The sequence below is a fragment of the Gordonia alkanivorans NBRC 16433 genome, from assembly GCF_000225505.1.
GTDB classification, from domain to species: Bacteria; Actinomycetota; Actinomycetes; order Mycobacteriales; family Mycobacteriaceae; genus Gordonia; species Gordonia alkanivorans.
This window is the reverse complement of record NZ_BACI01000100.1, coordinates 1-17,317: the sequence shown is the minus strand read 5'-3', so window position 1 is coordinate 17,317 and position 17,317 is coordinate 1. Positions and strand designations below refer to the sequence as shown.

Annotated in this window: 18 protein-coding genes; 8 read left to right on the top strand and 10 right to left on the bottom strand. The window is 69.7% G+C overall.

The window, feature by feature from the left end:
- Positions 1 to 329: 329 nt before the first annotated feature.
- Together GOALK_RS19085 and GOALK_RS19080 are read left to right on the top strand one after the other, a co-directional pair.
- Positions 330 to 1,454, top strand: coding sequence for a lytic transglycosylase domain-containing protein (locus GOALK_RS19085; RefSeq protein ID WP_006360472.1), 1,125 nt, complete (start codon positions 330 to 332; stop codon positions 1,452 to 1,454).
- Positions 1,455 to 1,523: 69 nt separating this feature from the next.
- The gene (locus tag GOALK_RS19080; protein ID WP_006360471.1) at positions 1,524 to 2,669 is read left to right on the top strand and encodes an Mrp/NBP35 family ATP-binding protein; all 1,146 of its coding nucleotides are present in this window, start codon (positions 1,524 to 1,526) and stop codon (positions 2,667 to 2,669) included.
- A gap of 9 nt (positions 2,670 to 2,678) precedes the next feature.
- Here the strand turns inward: GOALK_RS19080 and tatB are convergent, their stop codons facing one another.
- The 4 genes from tatB to sigE form a co-directional block, all read right to left on the bottom strand.
- Positions 2,679 to 3,146 (bottom strand): Sec-independent protein translocase protein TatB, encoded by a 468-nt coding sequence (gene tatB / locus GOALK_RS19075; protein ID WP_006360470.1) that lies wholly within the window; start codon positions 3,144 to 3,146, stop codon positions 2,679 to 2,681.
- 16 nt (positions 3,147 to 3,162) lie between these two features.
- Positions 3,163 to 4,695: a S1C family serine protease gene (locus GOALK_RS19070; protein ID WP_372512870.1), complete on the bottom strand. Its 1,533-nt coding sequence runs from the start codon at positions 4,693 to 4,695 to the stop codon at positions 3,163 to 3,165.
- 2 nt (positions 4,696 to 4,697) lie between these two features.
- Positions 4,698 to 5,219 carry a hypothetical protein gene (locus GOALK_RS19065; RefSeq protein WP_006360468.1) on the bottom strand — a complete coding sequence of 174 codons (522 nt, stop codon included), beginning with the start codon at positions 5,217 to 5,219 and terminating at the stop codon, positions 4,698 to 4,700.
- Between the two features lie 242 nt (positions 5,220 to 5,461).
- On the bottom strand, positions 5,462 to 6,082 hold the full coding sequence (sigE, locus tag GOALK_RS19060) for an RNA polymerase sigma factor SigE (RefSeq protein ID WP_006360467.1): 621 nt from the start codon (positions 6,080 to 6,082) through the stop codon (positions 5,462 to 5,464).
- Between the two features lie 277 nt (positions 6,083 to 6,359).
- Between sigE and GOALK_RS19055 the strand changes: the two genes are divergently transcribed.
- A complete protein-coding gene (locus tag GOALK_RS19055) occupies positions 6,360 to 7,007 on the top strand; it encodes an O-methyltransferase (RefSeq protein WP_006360466.1) in 648 nt (215 codons plus the stop codon).
- Between the two features lie 27 nt (positions 7,008 to 7,034).
- Here GOALK_RS19055 and manB read toward each other — a convergent pair whose 3' ends face one another.
- The 3 genes from manB to rfbD are packed head-to-tail and all read right to left on the bottom strand — an operon-like array spanning position 7,035 to position 10,049.
- On the bottom strand, positions 7,035 to 8,168 hold the full coding sequence (gene manB / locus GOALK_RS19050) for a mannose-1-phosphate guanylyltransferase (protein WP_006360465.1): 1,134 nt from the start codon (positions 8,166 to 8,168) through the stop codon (positions 7,035 to 7,037).
- Positions 8,169 to 8,212: 44 nt separating this feature from the next.
- Positions 8,213 to 9,109 (bottom strand): glycosyltransferase family 2 protein, encoded by an 897-nt coding sequence (locus tag GOALK_RS19045; protein WP_006360464.1) that lies wholly within the window; start codon positions 9,107 to 9,109, stop codon positions 8,213 to 8,215.
- A 4-nt stretch (positions 9,110 to 9,113) separates the two neighbouring features.
- Positions 9,114 to 10,049, bottom strand: coding sequence for a dTDP-4-dehydrorhamnose reductase (gene rfbD, locus GOALK_RS19040; protein WP_006360463.1), 936 nt, complete (start codon positions 10,047 to 10,049; stop codon positions 9,114 to 9,116).
- Positions 10,050 to 10,264: 215 nt separating this feature from the next.
- Between rfbD and GOALK_RS19035 the strand changes: the two genes are divergently transcribed.
- Genes GOALK_RS19035 through GOALK_RS19020 form a run of 4 tightly spaced genes read left to right on the top strand, consistent with a single transcriptional unit; the run spans position 10,265 to position 14,486 of the window.
- Entirely contained in the window at positions 10,265 to 12,469 is a 2,205-nt protein-coding gene (locus tag GOALK_RS19035; RefSeq protein WP_006360462.1) for an LCP family protein, read from the top strand.
- Complete coding sequence (locus GOALK_RS19030; protein WP_006360461.1) at positions 12,457 to 13,197, top strand: TIGR03089 family protein; 741 nt, start codon at positions 12,457 to 12,459, stop codon at positions 13,195 to 13,197. The genes GOALK_RS19035 and GOALK_RS19030 overlap by 13 nt, the downstream gene beginning before the upstream one ends.
- 53 nt (positions 13,198 to 13,250) lie before the next feature.
- Positions 13,251 to 13,625 (top strand): nitroreductase family deazaflavin-dependent oxidoreductase, encoded by a 375-nt coding sequence (locus tag GOALK_RS19025; protein ID WP_035750728.1) that lies wholly within the window; start codon positions 13,251 to 13,253, stop codon positions 13,623 to 13,625.
- A 6-nt stretch (positions 13,626 to 13,631) separates the two neighbouring features.
- Positions 13,632 to 14,486: a dienelactone hydrolase family protein gene (locus GOALK_RS19020; protein ID WP_006360459.1), complete on the top strand. Its 855-nt coding sequence runs from the start codon at positions 13,632 to 13,634 to the stop codon at positions 14,484 to 14,486.
- Here GOALK_RS19020 and purE read toward each other — a convergent pair.
- Together purE and GOALK_RS19010 are read right to left on the bottom strand one after the other, a co-directional pair.
- On the bottom strand, positions 14,483 to 15,004 hold the full coding sequence (gene purE, locus GOALK_RS19015; protein ID WP_006360458.1) for a 5-(carboxyamino)imidazole ribonucleotide mutase: 522 nt from the start codon (positions 15,002 to 15,004) through the stop codon (positions 14,483 to 14,485). The two genes, GOALK_RS19020 and purE, sit on opposite strands and share 4 nt — an antisense overlap.
- Positions 15,001 to 16,314, bottom strand: a complete 1,314-nt coding sequence (locus GOALK_RS19010) for a 5-(carboxyamino)imidazole ribonucleotide synthase (protein ID WP_040004354.1) — start codon at positions 16,312 to 16,314, stop codon at positions 15,001 to 15,003. The genes purE and GOALK_RS19010 overlap by 4 nt, the downstream gene beginning before the upstream one ends.
- A gap of 78 nt (positions 16,315 to 16,392) precedes the next feature.
- On the opposite strand from GOALK_RS19010, the gene GOALK_RS19005 reads away from it, so the two are divergent.
- On the top strand, positions 16,393 to 16,953 hold the full coding sequence (locus tag GOALK_RS19005; RefSeq protein ID WP_035750723.1) for a GtrA family protein: 561 nt from the start codon (positions 16,393 to 16,395) through the stop codon (positions 16,951 to 16,953).
- On the opposite strand, the gene GOALK_RS19000 is transcribed toward GOALK_RS19005, so the two are convergent.
- On the bottom strand, positions 16,925 to 17,317 hold a 393-nt coding region (locus GOALK_RS19000), incomplete at its 5' end, for a sensor histidine kinase (protein ID WP_006360455.1). The genes GOALK_RS19005 and GOALK_RS19000 overlap by 29 nt on opposite strands.

Below are 17,317 nucleotides of genomic sequence, written 5' to 3'. Positions count from 1 at the left end.
GATGTCGAGCAAATGCGGAGTTCGCCATTGGGTCATCAGACCCAATATGTATGGTGGGTCACAGTTCGGCCGGAACCGGATGTCGGTCACACGACACCGACCCGGTCGGGTGTATTCGCTCTCGGCTCCAGGCCGTGCGGCTCGGAGCGGGCAATCACTGCGTCCTCGGGGGCAGACGTGTGGTGTTTTGACAACGGAGTACATGTGATCGTGCAGTCGGGAACGAAGAATCGGATGGCGAGTCATCCGCGGGGACCGGCGGTGGACCGCCGAATGACGGCGGCGGGCCGCCCCGTAAACGGGCGCACAGCACACGACGGTGGCCGTCGGTGAGCCCGCTCAACCTGGTGCGGCGCCGTCGTGGGCCGCAGCGTCCCCTGCACTTCCCCCGCCGGGCCGCGACCATCGTCGTCGGTGGCGCCCTCGTCGGCACCATGGTCTTGGGTACGGCGTCGTCGAGCGCACACGGCGTGCTCGCCGCCGCAACCCCGGAACGATCCGAGGCACCGGTCGTCGTCGCCGACGTCGTGCCGGGTTCACCGGTCACCCTTCTCGGTTTCGCACCTCCGCCGGAGAAGCCGGCCGCCGCACTGCCCGCACCTCAGTTCCGGCTCGCGAACGATCTTCCCTCCGGTCCTCTCGGCATCCCCGGCGTGGTCCTGCAGGCCTACAAACTCGCGGCCAACCGGGTCGGCGCCGAGAGTCCGCAGTGCAAACTGCCCTGGTTCCTCCTCGCCGGTATCGGCCGGATCGAGTCGAACCACGCGAGCAACGGCTCGGTCGACCAGTACGGCACCACGGTCAACACGATCGCCGGTCCCGTCCTCGACGGTTCGCTGGCCGGCAACGCCGTCATCAAGGACACCGACGGTGGCCGCATCGACGGCGACTCCGCACATGACCGCGCCATGGGGCCGATGCAGTTCATCCCCAGCACCTGGGCGTCGTGGGGCTCCGACGCCAACGGCGACGGCAAGGCCGACCCCAACAACGTCTTCGACGCCACCTACTCGGCGGGGCGCTACCTGTGCGCCGGGGTCAGCGACATCATGGGTGAGGGCACCCGCGTCGCCGCGGTCCTGCGGTACAACCGGTCGATGGAGTATGTGGCGAACGTGCTCGGCTGGGCGGGCGCCTACGCCACCGGCGTGATGCCGACCAACCCGATCCCGGAGGCCAAGCGCAAGGCGTCGAGCTCCAAGAGCAAGAGCAAGTCGAGTTCCTCCTCGTCCTCGTCCACGCCGCCGTCGGGACCGTCCTCGTCGTCGCCCTCGGTGCGCAAGCCGGCCCCGCCACCGCAGAACTGCTTCATCGTCTGTCTGCCGACGATCACCCTGCCCGGGCAGGCACCGCCGCCGACCAAGAAGCAGGCACCGATCACCAAGAAGACGCCGCAGCCGCAGTCGCGCGCCGGGGTGCCTGGTCCCGCGACGACACCGGTGCCCGTCCGCTGATCCGTCACCTCGCGGCCGACCCCGGGACCACCACCGGGGTCTGCCGGTGACGCCGGTACGCTGGAGCAGATGACTACAGGAGTTGCGCCCACGGAATCGGCAGTTCGCGCCGCTCTGGGCAAGGTCAAGGATCCGGAGATCGGCAAGCCCATCACCGACATCGGGATGGTCAAGTCGGTCACGATCAACGACGATGCGAGCGTCGACGTCGGGATCTACCTGACGACGTCGGGATGCCCTCTGCGCACCGAGATCACCCAGCGCGTGGAGAAAGCCGTCGCCGATGTCGCCGGTGTCGGCGCGGTCCGCGTCGAACTCGACGTCATGGACGACGAGCAGCGCACCGAGTTGCGCAAGAAGCTGCGCGGGGACAAGGCCGAACCGGTCATCCCCTTCGCCCAGCCCGGGTCCCTGACCCGCGTGTATGCCGTCGCCTCCGGTAAGGGCGGTGTCGGAAAGTCCAGTGTCACGGTCAATCTCGCGACCGCGCTGGCCGAGCGCGGACTCACCGTCGGTGTCCTCGACGCCGACATCTACGGCCATTCCGTCCCACGGATGCTCGGCAGCGACGCCAAGCCCACCCAGGTGGAGCGGATGATCATGCCGCCGATGAACCACGGCGTGCGGTTCATCTCCATCGGCCAGTTCACCGACGGCAACACCCCGGTCACCTGGCGCGGGCCGATGCTCCACCGCGCACTGCAACAGTTCCTCGCCGACGTCTACTGGGGCGATCTCGACGTCCTCCTGCTCGACCTGCCGCCGGGCACCGGCGACGTCGCGATCTCCATCGCACAGCTGATCCCCGGTGCGGAGATCCTCGTCGTCACCACCCCGCAGCAGGCCGCCGCCGAGGTCGCCGAGCGCGCCGGTGCGATCGCACTGCAGACCCGCCAGAAGATCCTGGGCGTCGTGGAGAACATGTCCTGGCTCGAGCTGCCCGACGGCACCCGCATGGAACCGTTCGGTTCGGGTGGTGGCGAGAAGGTGGCCGAGCGTCTCACCCGTGCGGTCGGCGCTCCGGTGGAGCTGTTGGGACAGGTGCCGCTGGAGACCGCTCTACGCGAGGGCGGCGACGCCGGGGTCCCGGTGGTGCTGTCGGCCCCCGACTCCCCCGCCGGATCGGCGCTGCGCGCGATCGCCGCGAAGCTCGCCGTGCGCAAGCGCGGACTGGCCGGGATGAGCCTCGGGCTCGATACCGTCCGCCACTCCTGAGAGTTCAGGTCAGGTCGCGTCCCAGTCGGAGACGGCGGGACGGCCACCCGACCGGCGCTGGACCGGCGCGCTGCCCGAGGGCGGCTCGGCCGGAGGTGTGTCGGTGTTCTTGTCGAGCGACATCGGCGCCGATACCGGCTTGATCGGCGGCACCGGGGTGGTGCTGCGATCGACGGTCGTGGCGTCCTCACCCAGCCGGAACAGCGAGTCGTCGCCGTCGAGCAGATGCTTGGTGACGATCGAGCGCGGCGTCATCCCCCGCAACTCGTTGAGGTCGGCGAGGGGTTTGCGCAGGTCTTCGAACTCCGGCCCCAGTTCGTCCTTGAGCTGGTTGGTGGCACCGGTCGCGTAGTCGCGGACCTTGCGCAGCGACTGCATCGACCAGGACACCGCGCCGGGGAGCCGTTCGGGTCCGAGGATGACGAGGGCTGCCACGATCAGGATCGCGATCTCGCCCCATCCGATACTGCTGAACATCTACCTCGTCCCGGTGTCAGTCGCTCTGCGGCGTGATCGTGCCGTTGAACGTGCGCCCGTCCCGCCAGTACTGGAACGGGACTTCCTCACCGATCTTCGCGGTCCGGACCGCGACATTCAACTCGTCGGCGCTCTCGATGGGCCGTCCGTTGAACGAGGTGACGACGTCGTTCTCGCGGACCCCCGCACGTTCGGCGGGTCCGCCGGACACCACGTTGCGCACCTGCGCGCCCAGGACCCGCTCGTTGCGGACCGAGCTCACGTTGATGCCGATCTGGGCGTGGTTGACCTTGCCGTCGCGGATGAGGGCCTCGACGATGGGCTTGGCCTCGTCGATCGGGATGGCGAAGCCGAGGCCGATGGACCCGCCGCCGGCACCGAGCCGACCAGCGGTGTTGATACCGACCACCTTGGCGTCGGCGTTGACCAGCGGGCCGCCGGAGTTGCCGGGGTTGATGGAGGCGTCGGTCTGGATCGCGTCGATGACCGCATCGGTGTCGGACTCGGCGTCGGGCGTGAGGGCCACCGCACGGTTGGTGGCGCTGACGATGCCGCTCGTCACGGTCCGGTTCAGGCCGAGTGGCGATCCGAAGGCGACGACCTCCTCGCCGATCTGCAGATCGGCGGAACTACCGAGGACCGAGACGGTGGGATTCTTCACGTTCTCGACCTTGAGCACCGCGAGGTCGGTCTTGGGATCACGGCCGACGATACGTGCGGCGACGCGCTGCCGGTCGAAGAAGATGACCTCGAGCTTCGCGCTCTTGTCGTTCGCGGCCATCGAGATCACGTGGTTGTTGGTGAGGATGTACCCCGCCTTGTCGATGACGAAGCCCGAGCCGGTCGAGTAGGCCCCGGACGCGCGCACGTCGATGGCGACGACGGACTTCTCGACGGCCCGCGCCACCTCGGCGACCGACGAACGCGGTGCCGATCCGTCGCCGGAGTCGTCGGTCGACAGCTCCACCGAATCGGTGGTCAGCGGGGCCGCGACCTCGGCGGTCCAGCGTCCCATCAGACCGCCGACGAGAGCGATGAGCAGGGCGATGATCGCGAGCGTCGCGAGCGCGCTCCAACTGATTCGGTTGCCCAGCAACACATCCCGAACACCGAGCTTGGGTCCGGGGTCGGTGGCCGGCGCCGACGACGCGGTCGGCAGTGCCGGGTCGACGAGCCGCGCCGGGCTCTCCGGATCACGCCAGGGGTCGTTGCCCCGCGGCTCGTCCTCGGCCTGGCCGTAGGAGGCGAGCGGGTCGCGCTGCAGTGTCTCGTCGGAACCCGGCGGCCGGCCGAAGGCCTCGGCGAGCACCGGGTCCGGATCGGCGACGTGCGGTTGCGGCGCGGAGTGACTGCTCGGCGTTGTCGCGAATGAGCCGCGCACCCCCGAGGGGCGGCCGAAGACCTGCGCTGTCGACGGCGACACCGGAGAGTGCCTCGGGCGTCCGGGCGTCAGGCGTTGCGTGTTCGGGGGTTCTTCGCGGCGCGCGAACTGCGCGTCACCACCGGGAGTCGAGGTGTCCTCGCCCTGCGGTCCGGTTCCGTCGGCCACGTTCACCGACCCCGACGGCGGAAGTTGCGGCCGCGGCCCGTGTCGCGCATGAGCGGGTTCGCGGGCGGGCGCATCGTGTCGCGGGCGCCGGGGATGCCGTCGGTCGGGGTGTCCGAGCCGAGATCGATCTCGCGGGTCGGGATCTGGGAGAGCGCGCCGAGGAGCGACGCGGGCACCGACACCTGGCCGGACTCGCGGAGTCGGGTGCGGGCCAGGGACTGGGCGTCGACGGCCGCCACGCATTCCGGGCAGAGCGCGAGGTGATGGGAGGCACGCGCGTGCGCCGACATGCCGAGTTCGCCGTCGACGAAGGCGGCAACCGCCTCGGGGGCGAGATGTTCGGTGGGTGCGAATCGGCGTCCGCCGGCGGTACCGGGCGCGCGATAGCCGCGATTGGGCAGGAACGACGAGGGGGCCGGAGTCCAGGAGTCGGCGCTCCACGAGGATCGCCGGCGACGAAGATTGGGAGTCGGGGGCTCGACACCGCCGCCCCGGGTCGGACGCCCGCGATCGCCGTCCATCATCGTCGGTCACCCCTCTCCACGACGTGTCCGCCGCAATCCGCTTTCAGCCTTTGCCGAGTCTGTTCGCCACGGTACTCACCGTCGGCGGACCGTGCCGCCACATGTGGCGTGACCGTGCCCGCACGCAACGTCTCAGCTTATCCGAGTCAGACAACGACGCACGTCGACTCGTGGTTCCCCGGCTCCGCGGACGAGTTGTCCGAGGTGAGGCGTCCGACTATCGACCGACGCGGAGCGGCATCTCAGCTGTGCGCCCCGATGGCGACGGAACGGCTGCTGGTGTGCCCCTGGGCGGCGAGGGCGTCGCGGATGCTCTGCCGGCCACGGTGGATGCGGCTGCGGACGGTGCCGAGCTTGACGCCCAGCGTCGCGGCGATCTCTTCGTAGGACAGCCCCTCGATGTCACAGAGGACGACCGCGGCGCGGAAGTCGGGCGCGAGCGAGTCGAGGGCGAGCTGCAGATCGGGATCGAGGTTGGTGGCGTCGAAGATCTGCTGCGGGTCGGGGGTGTCGGCCGGCACGCGGTCGTACTCCTCGGGCAGCGCCTCCATGCGGATCTTGCTGCGGCGGCGGACCATGTCGAGGAACAGGTTGGTGGTGATGCGGTGCAGCCAGCCCTCGAAGGTCCCGGGGCGGTAGTTCGACAGCGATCGGAACACCCGGATGAAGGTCTCCTGGGTAAGGTCCTCGGCGTCGTGCTGGTTTCCCGACAGCCGGTAGGCCAGGCGGTAGACGCGGTCGGCGTGCTCGCGTACCAGTTCGTCCCATGACGGCATCAGCAGTTCGTCGCCGGTGGCGTCGAAACCGGCGGTGCCCGCCGGAACGGCAGGCACGTCGTCGATGGAATCGCGGGAATCGGTCATGGTGGGTGGTCGGTTCCTCTCTCGTGAACACAGCCCGGTGACCCAGAGCACTCACCGTGTGGAACAACGTCGCACCGATCGGGTATTCCCCATTCGGCCGACGTTCACACCGACCTGGAACGGAGATACCGTCAACCGGACGCCCTTACCCTCTCCTACCGGAGTGTGGTCGCCGTATGAGTCGGCTGAGTGTTCCCTGAGGATGTGAAGCGACCCGGATTCGCGCAGGTCGGCGTGCCATGTCCGGGTTGGCCCGACCGGCGGTTAACCTCGACGCGTGACCGAGTCAACCCCGTCCGCCGGCCCCGATCTGATCGCCTACGCCGAGTCGGCGATCGTCGAGGACGATGCCGTCATCGCCGCCCGTGCCCGCGCCGAGGAACTGGGCGCCACGCCCGTGAGCCCTGCGGTCGGTGCGCTGCTCGCGCTTCTGGCCCGTACCGCGGATGCCAAGGCGGTCGCCGAGATCGGGACCGGCACCGGCGTCAGCGGCCTGTGGCTTCTCAACGGCATGGCCGCCGACGGCGTCCTGACCACCATCGACCCCGAGCCCGAACACCACCGCGCCGCGCGGGCGTCGTTCGCCGGGGCCGACATCTCGCCCGGCCGGACACGACTCATCAACGGCACGCCCACCGACGTGCTGCCGCGCCTCTCCGACTCGTCGTACGACCTGGTCTTCATCGACGGCCCGCTGCTGGATCTCCCGCGTTTCGTGACCGAGGCGGTCCGCATGCTGCGCGACGGCGGCGTCGTCGTGGTGCACAACGCGACCGCCGACGGCACGGTGGGCGACCCGTCCCGCACCGACCCGCCCACCGCCGCTGCCCGCGAGGCGGCCCTGCTGATCGCCGACGACGAGCGCCTGCTGCCGGTCGTGATCCCACTCGGGCCCGGCGTGCTGGCCGCCGTCAAGACGCGCTGACCCGGACACGAACCGGGTTCTGGGGCCTCAGACGTCCGTCGAGAAGCGGATTCCGTTGTCGGGGATCTCGATTCCGGGCCACACGCGGGCGCCGCGCAGGAGTTCGCAGCGCGCACCGATGTCCGCGCCGTCGCCGACGACGGTGTCGCGGATCAGTGCCCGCGGGCCGATGCGTGCGCCGAAACCGATGATCGAACGTTCGACGACCGCGCCGGCCTCGATGACCGCGCCGTCGAAGACCACCGCGCCGTCGAGGCGTGCGCGGGGGCCGACCTCGGCACCGCGGCCGACGACGGTGCCGCCGATGAGCAGGGCACCCGGGCCGACGCCCGCACCCTCGTGGACCAGCGACTCACCGCGCCGGTCGCCGAGTGCCGGTGACGGGGCGATGCCGCGGACCAGGTCGGCCGAGCCGCGGACGAAGTCCTCGGGGGTGCCCATGTCGCGCCAATAGGCGTGGTCGACGTGGGCGTGGACGTGCTTGCCCTCGGTGAGCAGACGCGGGAACACCTCGCGCTCCACCGAGACGGGCACGCCGTACGGGATCGATTCGATGATCTCGCGCTTGAAGACGTAGGTGCCGGCGTTGATCTGGTCGGTCGGCGGGTCCTGCGTCTTCTCCAGGAAGGCTGTGACCCGACCGTCGGCGTCGGTCGGCACGCAGCCGAACGCGCGCGGATCGCTGACCCGCACGAGGTGGATGGTCACGTCGGCGTCGGCCTTGCGGTGGCTGTCGATGACGTCGCGGACGTCGGTGCCGCCGAGTACGTCGCCGTTGAAGACGACGATGGTGTCGGCGGTCAGCTCGTCGAGCACGTTGCGGATGCCGCCGCCCGTGCCGAGCGGCTCGTCCTCGGTGACGTAGCGTAGGCTCAGGCCGAGCTTGGAGCCGTCGCCGTAGTACTCGCTGAACGTCTCGGCTTTGAAGGAGGTGCTGAGGACGACGTCGCGGATGCCGGCGGCGTGGATTCGCGACAGCAGGTGGGTGAGGAAGGGCAGGCCCGCGGTGGGCAGCATCGGCTTGGGCGCCGAGAGGGTGAGCGGACGGAGCCGAGTGCCCTTGCCGCCGACGAGGACGACCGCCTGGACGTCCCCGGCGACCGGACCCGATCCCCCGACGGATTCACTCCCCACCGAGTCGCGCACGGTGTACTGATCCACTTGATCGGTCCCTTCTTCGTGATGATCGGTACTCACTTCAGCACCTATCCGTTGTTTTCGCTCGTCGGGGTGTTCTGAGCCGACAATGCTCGGCGGGCGGCCCGTACTGCGAGGCGGGAGCGCACGGCCAACCCGGCCCGCAGCGCGAGCCGCAGCGGAGCGCGTAGGACGCCGGTGTTGCGGTCGGCCTGGAACCGGTATGCGCTCTCGTGGTGCGCGGGCAGCATCTTCTCCGGGTGCCGGCCCGCGCTGTGGCCCTTGGTGTGCACGATCTCCGCCGAGGGGACGTAGACGTTCTGCCACCCGGCCTTGCCGAGGCGGTCGCCGAGGTCGACGTCCTCCATGTACATGAAGTAGCGCGGGTCGAAACCGCCGACGGCGTCGAAGGCCTTGCGGCGCATCAACAGGCACGAGCCGGAGAGCCAGCCGACGGCCCGTTCCGACGGGGCCTCGTCGTCGGCGCGATAGGCCGCGGTCCACGGGTTGGACTTCCACACCGTGCCGAGGATGGCGTGACCGGTGCCGGAGACGAGGTCCGGGACGCGACGCGCCGACGGGTAGACGGTGCCGTCGGGTTCGCGGATCAGCGGTCCGAGGGACCCGGCACGCGGCCAGCGCTGCGCGGCGGCGAGCAACTCGTCGATCGAGCCGGGCTTCCACTCGACGTCGGGGTTGGCGATGAGCACGAACTCGATGCCGGGATCGAGTTCGGCGACCCCGCGGTTCATCGCACGCCCGTAGCCGAGGTTGCCGCCGGTGCGGACCAGCGTGACGGACTCGTAGTCCTGCTCGGCCTTCTCGGGTGCGCCGTCGTCGGAGCCGTTGTCGGCGATGATGACCTGCGGCATCACGTCGGTCACGGCGTCGAGACTGCGGAGGAATGTCGCGAGGTGATCACCGGAGGAGTAGGTCACCGTGACGACGGCTAGCTGAGCGGGCACCGGCTCAGGGTAACGAACCCTCTGACTCGGCGATCGACGCGTGCAGCGCGGCACGCCAGTCCCGCAGCGGGGTCAGCCCTGCCGCGGCCCAGGAACGCCCGGACAGCACCGAGTAGGCCGGGCGCGGTGCCGGGCGCGGGAACTCCGCCGTGGTCGTGGGCAGTACGCGTGACCGTTCGGCGCCGACCTCCTCGAAGACGGCTGCGGCCACGTCGAACCAGGTCGCGCGGCCCGCGTTGGTGGCGTGCAGGACGGCTCCGGCGACCTCGGCGCGGGGCCCGGCGGCCACGAGTTCCCACAACCCGTCGGCGAGGTCGATGCAATAGGTGGGTGAACCGAGCTGGTCGTCGACGACCGACACGGTCTCGCGCGCCTGCTCGAGACGCCGCATCGTCCCCACGAAGTCGCGGCTCTCGGGCCCGCCGGTGTACACCCAGGCGGTGCGCACGACGGTGGCGCGCGGGTCCGCATCGAGGACGGCGCGTTCGCCCGCGAGTTTGGTGGCCCCGTAGACGGTGGCCGGTTCGCCGCTCACGTCGTCGGGTTCGTAGCCATCGGGACGGTCTGAGGCGGGTGCGGCACCCGGGAACACGTAGTCGGTGGAGACGTGGATCAGCCATGCCCCCGCGGCGGCGGTGTGGGCCGCGAGCACGGCGGGACCGGTGGCGTTGACGCGGCGGGCGCCGTCGACGTCCGACTCGGCGCCGTCGACGTCGGTGTAGGCGGCGCAGTTGACGACGACGTCATCGGGCCCGAGGTCGCCGAGCGCGGCCGCCACCGACGTCTCGTCGGCGATGTCGATGTCGGCGGAGGTCAGGGGTCGACACACCACGGAGTCGGGCGCCTGGGCCGACCTCCCCTGGAGTGCGGTGCCGAGCTGACCGCCGGCGCCGACGATGTACACGGTGGGGGTGCTGGGCGTGACGCGCATGCGCACCATCGTGCCGCAGACCCTGGTGGGCCACGACTCCACGGTCATCCACGTGACGACCGCTACTCGACTCCTCGGCGTTGCGTTCTCGGATTCCCGAATCACTTCAGTAGCCTGACGACAGCACAACACCAACTTTCACTTCTGCACCGACAATCCCATGGCGCGGACCTACCGGCGCCACCGTCGAGCAGCATGACGAACTCGAAAGGGACCGCTGACCAGTGGATTCACCATCCGACGGCGCACGTGGGCGGCCGCGTCCCCGGCGTGCGGTACCGCCGGAGCCGGGCAGCCGGCGCACTCCGGATGCCGACAACGGCCGACGGCCGGTGCGCGGCGAACGCGCTGGTGAACCGGGGCGGCCTCCCCACGGTGCCCGCCCGCGTCCCGTGGACGCCGAGGCGGCCGGTCCCCGACGCCGCGTGGTTCGGCGTGCTCCCGAGGCACCGACCCGTGCCGATTCCGCGGAGCGGGCGCGACGCCAGCCACCTCCGGAACGTATCCCCGCCCGCGACGCCGAGGGCATGCCCCGACGACGCCCCGGCGAGGAGCGTGATCCTCGCCGGCGTGTCCCACCGCAGGATCCTGCGTCCCCCCGCCGTCCGCGTCGTGCCGACGAGCCTCTCGGTCGACGCTCGTCCGGCGAGATCCACACGCGCTCGAAGCCCGCCGAACGCCGGCGACCCGCACCTGAGGACCCCACACCTCGGGACACCGCCCGCAAGCGTCGACCCCGTCCCGACCCCGGGCAGGCTCCCGCGAAGAAGAGCGCCGCGAAGAAGGCAGCCCCGACGAAGGCAGCCGGACCGCGGAAGGCAGCGTCGCCGAAGTCGCCCGCCCGGAAGGCAGCCTCTCCCAAGGCGACTGCCGGTGAGGGCACGGTCGGGACCGGCTCCCCCGAGAAGGGCGCGCCGAAGTCCGGAACACCGAGGACGGGCGCACCGGCGACGCCGCCGACCGCACCGCCCGGCACCTCGACGCGCCCTCGCGCCGGTTGGGCGTCCGGAGCCGGCTGGGGCCGCGCGCTGATCGCGATCGCATCGGTCGCCGTGCTGCTGTGCACCGGCTACGCCTGGAACACGATGTCCGATCTGGAGACTCGCATCACGCAGCTCGGTGGACTCGGCCTGGGCGGCGCGAAGGACGGCGCCGTCGACATCCTGTTGGTGGGCACCGACTCCCGCACCGACGCGAAGGGCAACCCGCTCTCGCCGGAGGAGATCAAGCTCCTCCGTTCGGGCGAGGAGGTCGCCACCAACACCGACACCATCCTGTTGGTGCGCATCCCCGAAGACGGTTCGTCGGCCACCGCGATCTCGATCCCGCGTGACTCGTACGTCCACGTTCCCGGAATCGGCATGAGCAAGATCAACGCCGCCTACGGCACCACCCGCGAAGGCGTGCGCGCCCGTGCCGTCGAAGCCGGGCAGTCACCTGAGGAAGCGGAGAAGGAAGGCACGCTCGCGGGCCGGAAGGCGTTGGTGGACACCGTCGCCAACCTCACCGGCGTCCAGGTCGACCACTACGCGGAGGTCGGTCTGCTCGGTTTCGTCCTGCTGACCAATGCGGTCGGCGGCATCGACGTCTGCCTCAACGCACCGGTTCGGGATCCGTTGAGCGGCGCCCGATTCCGCAAGGGTGTCCAGACGCTCAACGGCCCCCGCGCGCTGAGCTTCGTGCGCCAGCGCCACGGACTCCCCCGCGGCGACCTCGACCGCATCACCCGTCAGCAGGCCTTCATGGCCTCGCTGACCCAGAAGGTGCTGTCCGCAGGCACTCTCACCGACCCGGGCAAGCTCTCCGAGATGCAGAACGCGGTGGCGCGCTCCATCGTGATCGACGACGGCTGGAACATCATCAGCTTCGCCGAGCAGCTGAAGGACCTCAGCGGCGGGCGGGTGAAGTTCGCGACGATCCCGATCGTCACCGAACAGGGCTGGAGCGAGGACGGTCTGCAGTCCGTCGTCGAGGTCGACCCGCAGGCGGTGAAGACCTACACCAGCGATCTCCTCACGCCCAAGCAGACGGGCGGTGACACCCAGCGCGGCGACTTCAAGGTCGACGTCGTCAACGCCGGCACGATCGACGGACTCGGGTCCAATGTGGCGAACATCCTGACCAACAAGGGTTATCAGTCCGGTGAGACCTCCAGCGGCAAGGCCGACACCAAGGACTCGGTGGTCTACGCCAAGGAGAACGGTGACGCCGCCCGGCTGCTCGCCAAGGACCTCGGCGGCGTGAAGGTCGTCGAGGACCCGAAGCTCGCCGACGACCGGCTCAAGGTGATCCTCACCAACACCTACGCCGGTCCGGGCGGGCTCGGCGACACCGGTGACCAGACCGACAACACCCCGGCCAGTGAGCGCGTCGGCAACAAGCGGCCGCCGATCACCGCCGGGAACGAGGGGCCGATGTGCGTGAACTGAGCACTCATGACACCGTCGCCGACGCGATCTTCGGTGCGGTGACCGATCATTCGCGTCCGCTGCTGACCTACTACGACGAGGCGACGGGCGAGCGCACCGAGCTGTCGGCGGCCACCCTCGGCAACTGGGCGGCCAAGACCGCCAACTATCTGGTGGACGAGATCGGCGTGGACGCCGGGGATGTCGTCGTGGTGGACCTGCCCGAGCACTGGCAGACCGCCGGAATCCTGCTCGGCGCACTGTGGTCCGGCGCCGATGTCCGCATCCCGGGACCGGACGCCACCGCGGACGCGTCGGAACCGCTGGTGGTCTTCACCTCTCGCGACCGTCTCGACGACCATCCCGATGCCGACGAGGTCGTGGTGGCATCACTCGATCCGTTCGCGCTGCCCCTGCGGGATCTCCCGCCCGGGGTCGGCGACTACGGCAGCGTCGTGCGGGTGCACGGCGACCAGTTCGTCTCGCGGTCCCCCGCCGTCGAGGCGCTCGACGGCACCCCGACGGCCGAGGTGATCTCCGAAGCCCGCACGGTCGCCGAGCGCGACGGCATCGCCTCAGGTACCCGCGTGGTGTCGACGCGCCCCTGGCACACCGCATCAGGCGTTCTCGCCCACCTGCTCGCACCGATGATCGCCGGAGGCAGTCTCGTGCACGTCGCCAACGCGACCGCGGAGCGGGTGACCGCGATCGCCGAGGTCGAGAAGGCCGGCGTCGTCTTCGCCGAATAGCCGCAAATGCCGCTCGGCCCGCAAGATCGGAGCTGATACGGCACAGTGGGGACATGCGACTACCTGACGCACTGGCCCGATTCAACAAGATCGTCACCAATCCGATACAGCGGATGTGGGCACCTCACCTGCCACCGTTCGCCATGGTCGAGCACGTCGGCCGCAAGTCCGGGAAGACGTATTCGATCCCGGTGCTGGCCTGGGTCGACCGGGACAAGCTCACCATCGTTCTCACGTACGGCAGGCACACCGACTGGGTGCGCAACGTGCAGGCGGCCGGTTCCTTCGCCATCGTCCGCAAGGACAAGCGTTATCGGGTCACCGGGCCCCGCGTCGTGCCGTCGGACTCCCCCGACCTCGCCGGCGGCGCCAAGATCTTCGCGATGCCCTTCGAGTCGGCGCTCCTCGGCACCCTCCACAAGGACTGACCCGCGATGGCCGACGATCCGCTCGACGACTTCACCGCGGAGGACGTAGCGCTGCGCGGTGACACCCGCCGCGTCTACCGCAAGGGCACGGGCCCCGCGGTCATCGTGATCGCCGAGATGCCGGGCATCAGCCCGAAGGTCGCGAATGTGGCCCGACGCATCGCAGATCTCGGCGCAACGGCCGTCATGCCGTCGCTGTTCGGCGTCGACGGTCAGGACCCGCGACCGGACAATCTCGGCCGTGTGGGAGCGGTGCGCAACATGCTGGGCACCATCGCCAAGACCTGCATCACCCGCGAATTCACCATCCTCGCAACGGGAAAGACATCACCGGTCGCAGCATGGCTGCGCGAACTCGCCGCCCGCGAGCACGACCGCTGCGGCGGCCCCGGGGTGGGCGCGGTCGGGATGTGTTTCACCGGCGGCTTCGCGCTCGCGATGGCGACCGACGAACGGATGCTGGCGCCGGTGCTCTCGCAGCCGTCGTTGCCGTTCGCGGTGCTTCCCGGGCGCGCCCGCGCGATCGACGTCGACGCCGCCGATCTCGCCAAGGTGCAGGCGCGGTGCGCTCGCGGTCTCGAGGTGATGGGTCTGCGCTTCGCCGGCGATCAACTCTCGCCGCGGTCGCGATTCGCCTATCTCCAAGAGCTTCTCGGCGACTCGTTCATCGGGATCGAACTCCCCGACGACGCGGCGAACCCGGATTCGATGTTCCCCCGGCCGCATTCGGTGCTGACCGAGGACCTCTACGACGAACCCGGACAACCCACCAGGGAGGCGTTCGACCGGGTGCTGCACTTCTTCACCGACAAACTCGGTCTGCAGCCCACCATTCCGGAATCGCCTGCCGGACAGGGCTAGTCGCCGAGCAGTTCCTGCTGCAGGGCGGCATCCTTGTCGAGGACCATCTGCTCGAGGCCCTTCTGGAAGGACACCATCCGTTCCTGCAGGGCGGGGTCGGACGAGGCGAGGATGCGCACGGCGAGCAGACCGGCGTTGCGCGCGCCGCCGACCGAGACGGTCGCGACGGGCACGCCTGCGGGCATCTGCACGATCGACAGCAGCGAGTCGAGTCCGTCGAGGTGACGCAGCGGCACCGGCACACCGATGACCGGGAGCGGGGTCGCCGAGGCGACCATGCCCGGAAGATGCGCTGCCCCACCGGCTCCCGCGATGATGACCTCGATACCATTGGCGGCGGCGCCGGCGGCGTAGTCGAGCATTCGCTGCGGGGTGCGGTGCGCGGAGACGACACCCACCTGGAACGGCACGTCGAATTCGGCGAGCGCCTCCGCGGCGGCCTTCATCGTCGGCCAGTCGGAGTCGCTGCCCATGATCAGGCCCACGCGGGGACCCCGGAACTCTGCGGTCTCACTCATGAATGCACATCCCATCCGTCGGTCCACGTCGCGTGCGACATCCACTGCGCGGCACGCTCGGCGCGCTCACGCACCGATTCCATCGATTCACCCTGGCGGCCGACGACGTTCACGTGGCCGATCTTCCGGTCGCGACGCTCGCCCTTGCCGTACAGATGCACCTTCGCCTCGGGCATGCGCGCCATCAGGTGGTGAAGACGTTCGTCCATGGACATCTCCGGGGCGGTCGGCGCGCCCAGGATGTTGGCCATCACGGTCAGCGGCGAGGTCGGTGCGGTGTTGCCCAGCGGGTAGTCGAGGACGGCACGCAGATGCTGCTCGAACTGCGAGGTGACCGCGCCGTCCATCGTCCAGTGACCGCTGTTGTGCGGACGCATCGCGAGTTCGTTGACGACGAGCTCGCCGTCGACGGTCTCGAAGAGTTCCATCGCCATGACGCCGACCACACCGAGTTCGTCGGCGAGCCGCAATGCCATCTGCTGTGCCTGCTCGGCGACCGCGTCGGAGAGATCCGGTGCGGGTGCGAGGACGACGGCGCACTGGCCGTGACGCTGGATCGTTTCCACGACCGGCCACGCCGCGCCCTGCCCGAACGGGGACCGGGCGATCATCGCCGACAGTTCGCGCCGCATCGGCACCTTCTGCTCGGCCAGCAGCGCCGGAGCATCGGACGGGTACTCGTCGAAGACCGCGAGCGCCTCGTCGGCGCCGTCGACCAGCCAGACCCCACGGCCGTCGTAGCCGCCACGGACCGCCTTGATGACGATCTCCCAGTTGTTGGCCTCGCCGAACTCGATGAGACGTGCGCGGGCGGCGGCACGGTCGCCGGCGAGATCGGCGAACGCCGGTACCGGCAGACCCAGCTCGGCCAGGCGAACGCGCATGGCCAGCTTGTCCTGGGCGAAGTGCAGCGCCTTCGACGGCGGCAGGACCGCCACCCCTTCGGCTTCGAGTGCCTCCAGGTGGCGCAGCGGCACACCCTCGTGGTCGAAGGTCAGTGCAGCGGCACCCGCGGCCGCGCGGCGGAGGTCGTCGAGTTCGTCGTGCGAGCCGAGGACGATGTCGGCGCTCACCTGTGCGGCGGGATCGGACTCGGATGCGGCCAGGACACGCAGACACTGTCCGAGGGCGATCGCCGCCTGATGGGTCATCCGGGCGAGTTGTCCGCCACCGATCATCGTGACCTTCGGCATACCCGACGCCGCCCCGGCAGTGCGCGCCGTTTCAGGAGTGGGTGGCACCGTGGAATTCGAGGTCACAGGCCCGGGCACAGGCGCTCCATCCGGCTCGCGTGGATTCACGCGAACCATCGTGGCACGTCGGGTCGGTCATCCGCACAACCGCCCGGAGAACTGTCCCCGGTGTTTTGTTTCGTACACTCAGATCTTGTGCCATTGATCGACGAGCTGATCGCTCGCCTCCCAGCGCCGGTCCGACGGCTCGTGATGCGGCACCACGAACTCATCAAGTTCGCGATGGTCGGCGGCACCACGTTCATCTTCGACCTCGCCATCTTCTACAGCCTGAGCCTCACGATCCTCGAGACCAAGCCGGTGATCGCCAAGGTCATCGCCGGTGTGCTGGCGACGATCCTCAGCTACATCCTCAACCGCGAGTGGGCCTTCAAGAACCGCGGCGGCCGGGAACGGCACCACGAGGCGCTGCTGTTCTTCATCATCAGCGGGATCGGCGTCATCCTCCAGGCCGCACCGTTGTTCGTCGGGAACAACGTGTTCGACATGCGGTCCAACCTGAGTGTGTCCGAGGTCGTGGTCGTCGACTTCATCCTCGGTTACGTCATCGGCAACCTGATGCAGATGGCCTTCCGGTTCTGGGCGTTGCGCAAGTTCGCGTTCCCGGAGGAGCTCCTGCGCGGCGGCGATGCCGGGTCCACCGACCTGCACCCGACGCTCGCCGAACTCAACGATGAGGAACTCGGTCACGCGTGACGTCGGTGTCCGAGTCGTCCTGGCCCGGATCCTCCTGCTCGCCCGGCTCCTCGCCGTACCCGCTGGCATACCGGGCCGGGACGACGATCGCGAAGACCGGGGGACGTCGCACGGTGAGTTCCAGTCGTCCTCCGTCGGCCTCGATCAGCGCCCGCGCCAGAGACAGTCCGACGCCGCTGCGACCGGCGCCCGGCCGCTTCCCTGCCGAGAAACCGCGCCGGAAGATGTGCGCGGAGATCTCGTCGGCCACCCCCTCGCCCTCGTCGGCGACCGTGATACGGACCAGTTCGCCGGCCTGCAGCGTGCTCACGTCGATCCGACACATCCCGCGGCCGTGCTGTAGGGCGTTGTCGACCAGCACGCT

What these genes read in the sequence shown, in the direction of transcription:
- GOALK_RS19080 (WP_006360471.1), top strand. Translation starts at nt 1,524, where the DNA reads ATGACTACAGGAGTTGCGCCCACGGAATCGGCAGTTCGCGCCGCTCTG.
- tatB (WP_006360470.1), bottom strand. Translation starts at nt 3,146, where the DNA reads ATGTTCAGCAGTATCGGATGGGGCGAGATCGCGATCCTGATCGTGGCA.
- GOALK_RS19065 (WP_006360468.1), bottom strand. Translation starts at nt 5,219, where the DNA reads ATGATGGACGGCGATCGCGGGCGTCCGACCCGGGGCGGCGGTGTCGAG.
- sigE (WP_006360467.1), bottom strand. Translation starts at nt 6,082, where the DNA reads ATGACCGATTCCCGCGATTCCATCGACGACGTGCCTGCCGTTCCGGCG.
- rfbD (WP_006360463.1), bottom strand. Translation starts at nt 10,049, where the DNA reads ATGGTGCGCATGCGCGTCACGCCCAGCACCCCCACCGTGTACATCGTC.
- GOALK_RS19025 (WP_035750728.1), top strand. Translation starts at nt 13,251, where the DNA reads ATGCGACTACCTGACGCACTGGCCCGATTCAACAAGATCGTCACCAAT.
- GOALK_RS19020 (WP_006360459.1), top strand. Translation starts at nt 13,632, where the DNA reads ATGGCCGACGATCCGCTCGACGACTTCACCGCGGAGGACGTAGCGCTG.
- purE (WP_006360458.1), bottom strand. Translation starts at nt 15,004, where the DNA reads ATGAGTGAGACCGCAGAGTTCCGGGGTCCCCGCGTGGGCCTGATCATG.
- GOALK_RS19010 (WP_040004354.1), bottom strand. Translation starts at nt 16,314, where the DNA reads ATGGTTCGCGTGAATCCACGCGAGCCGGATGGAGCGCCTGTGCCCGGG.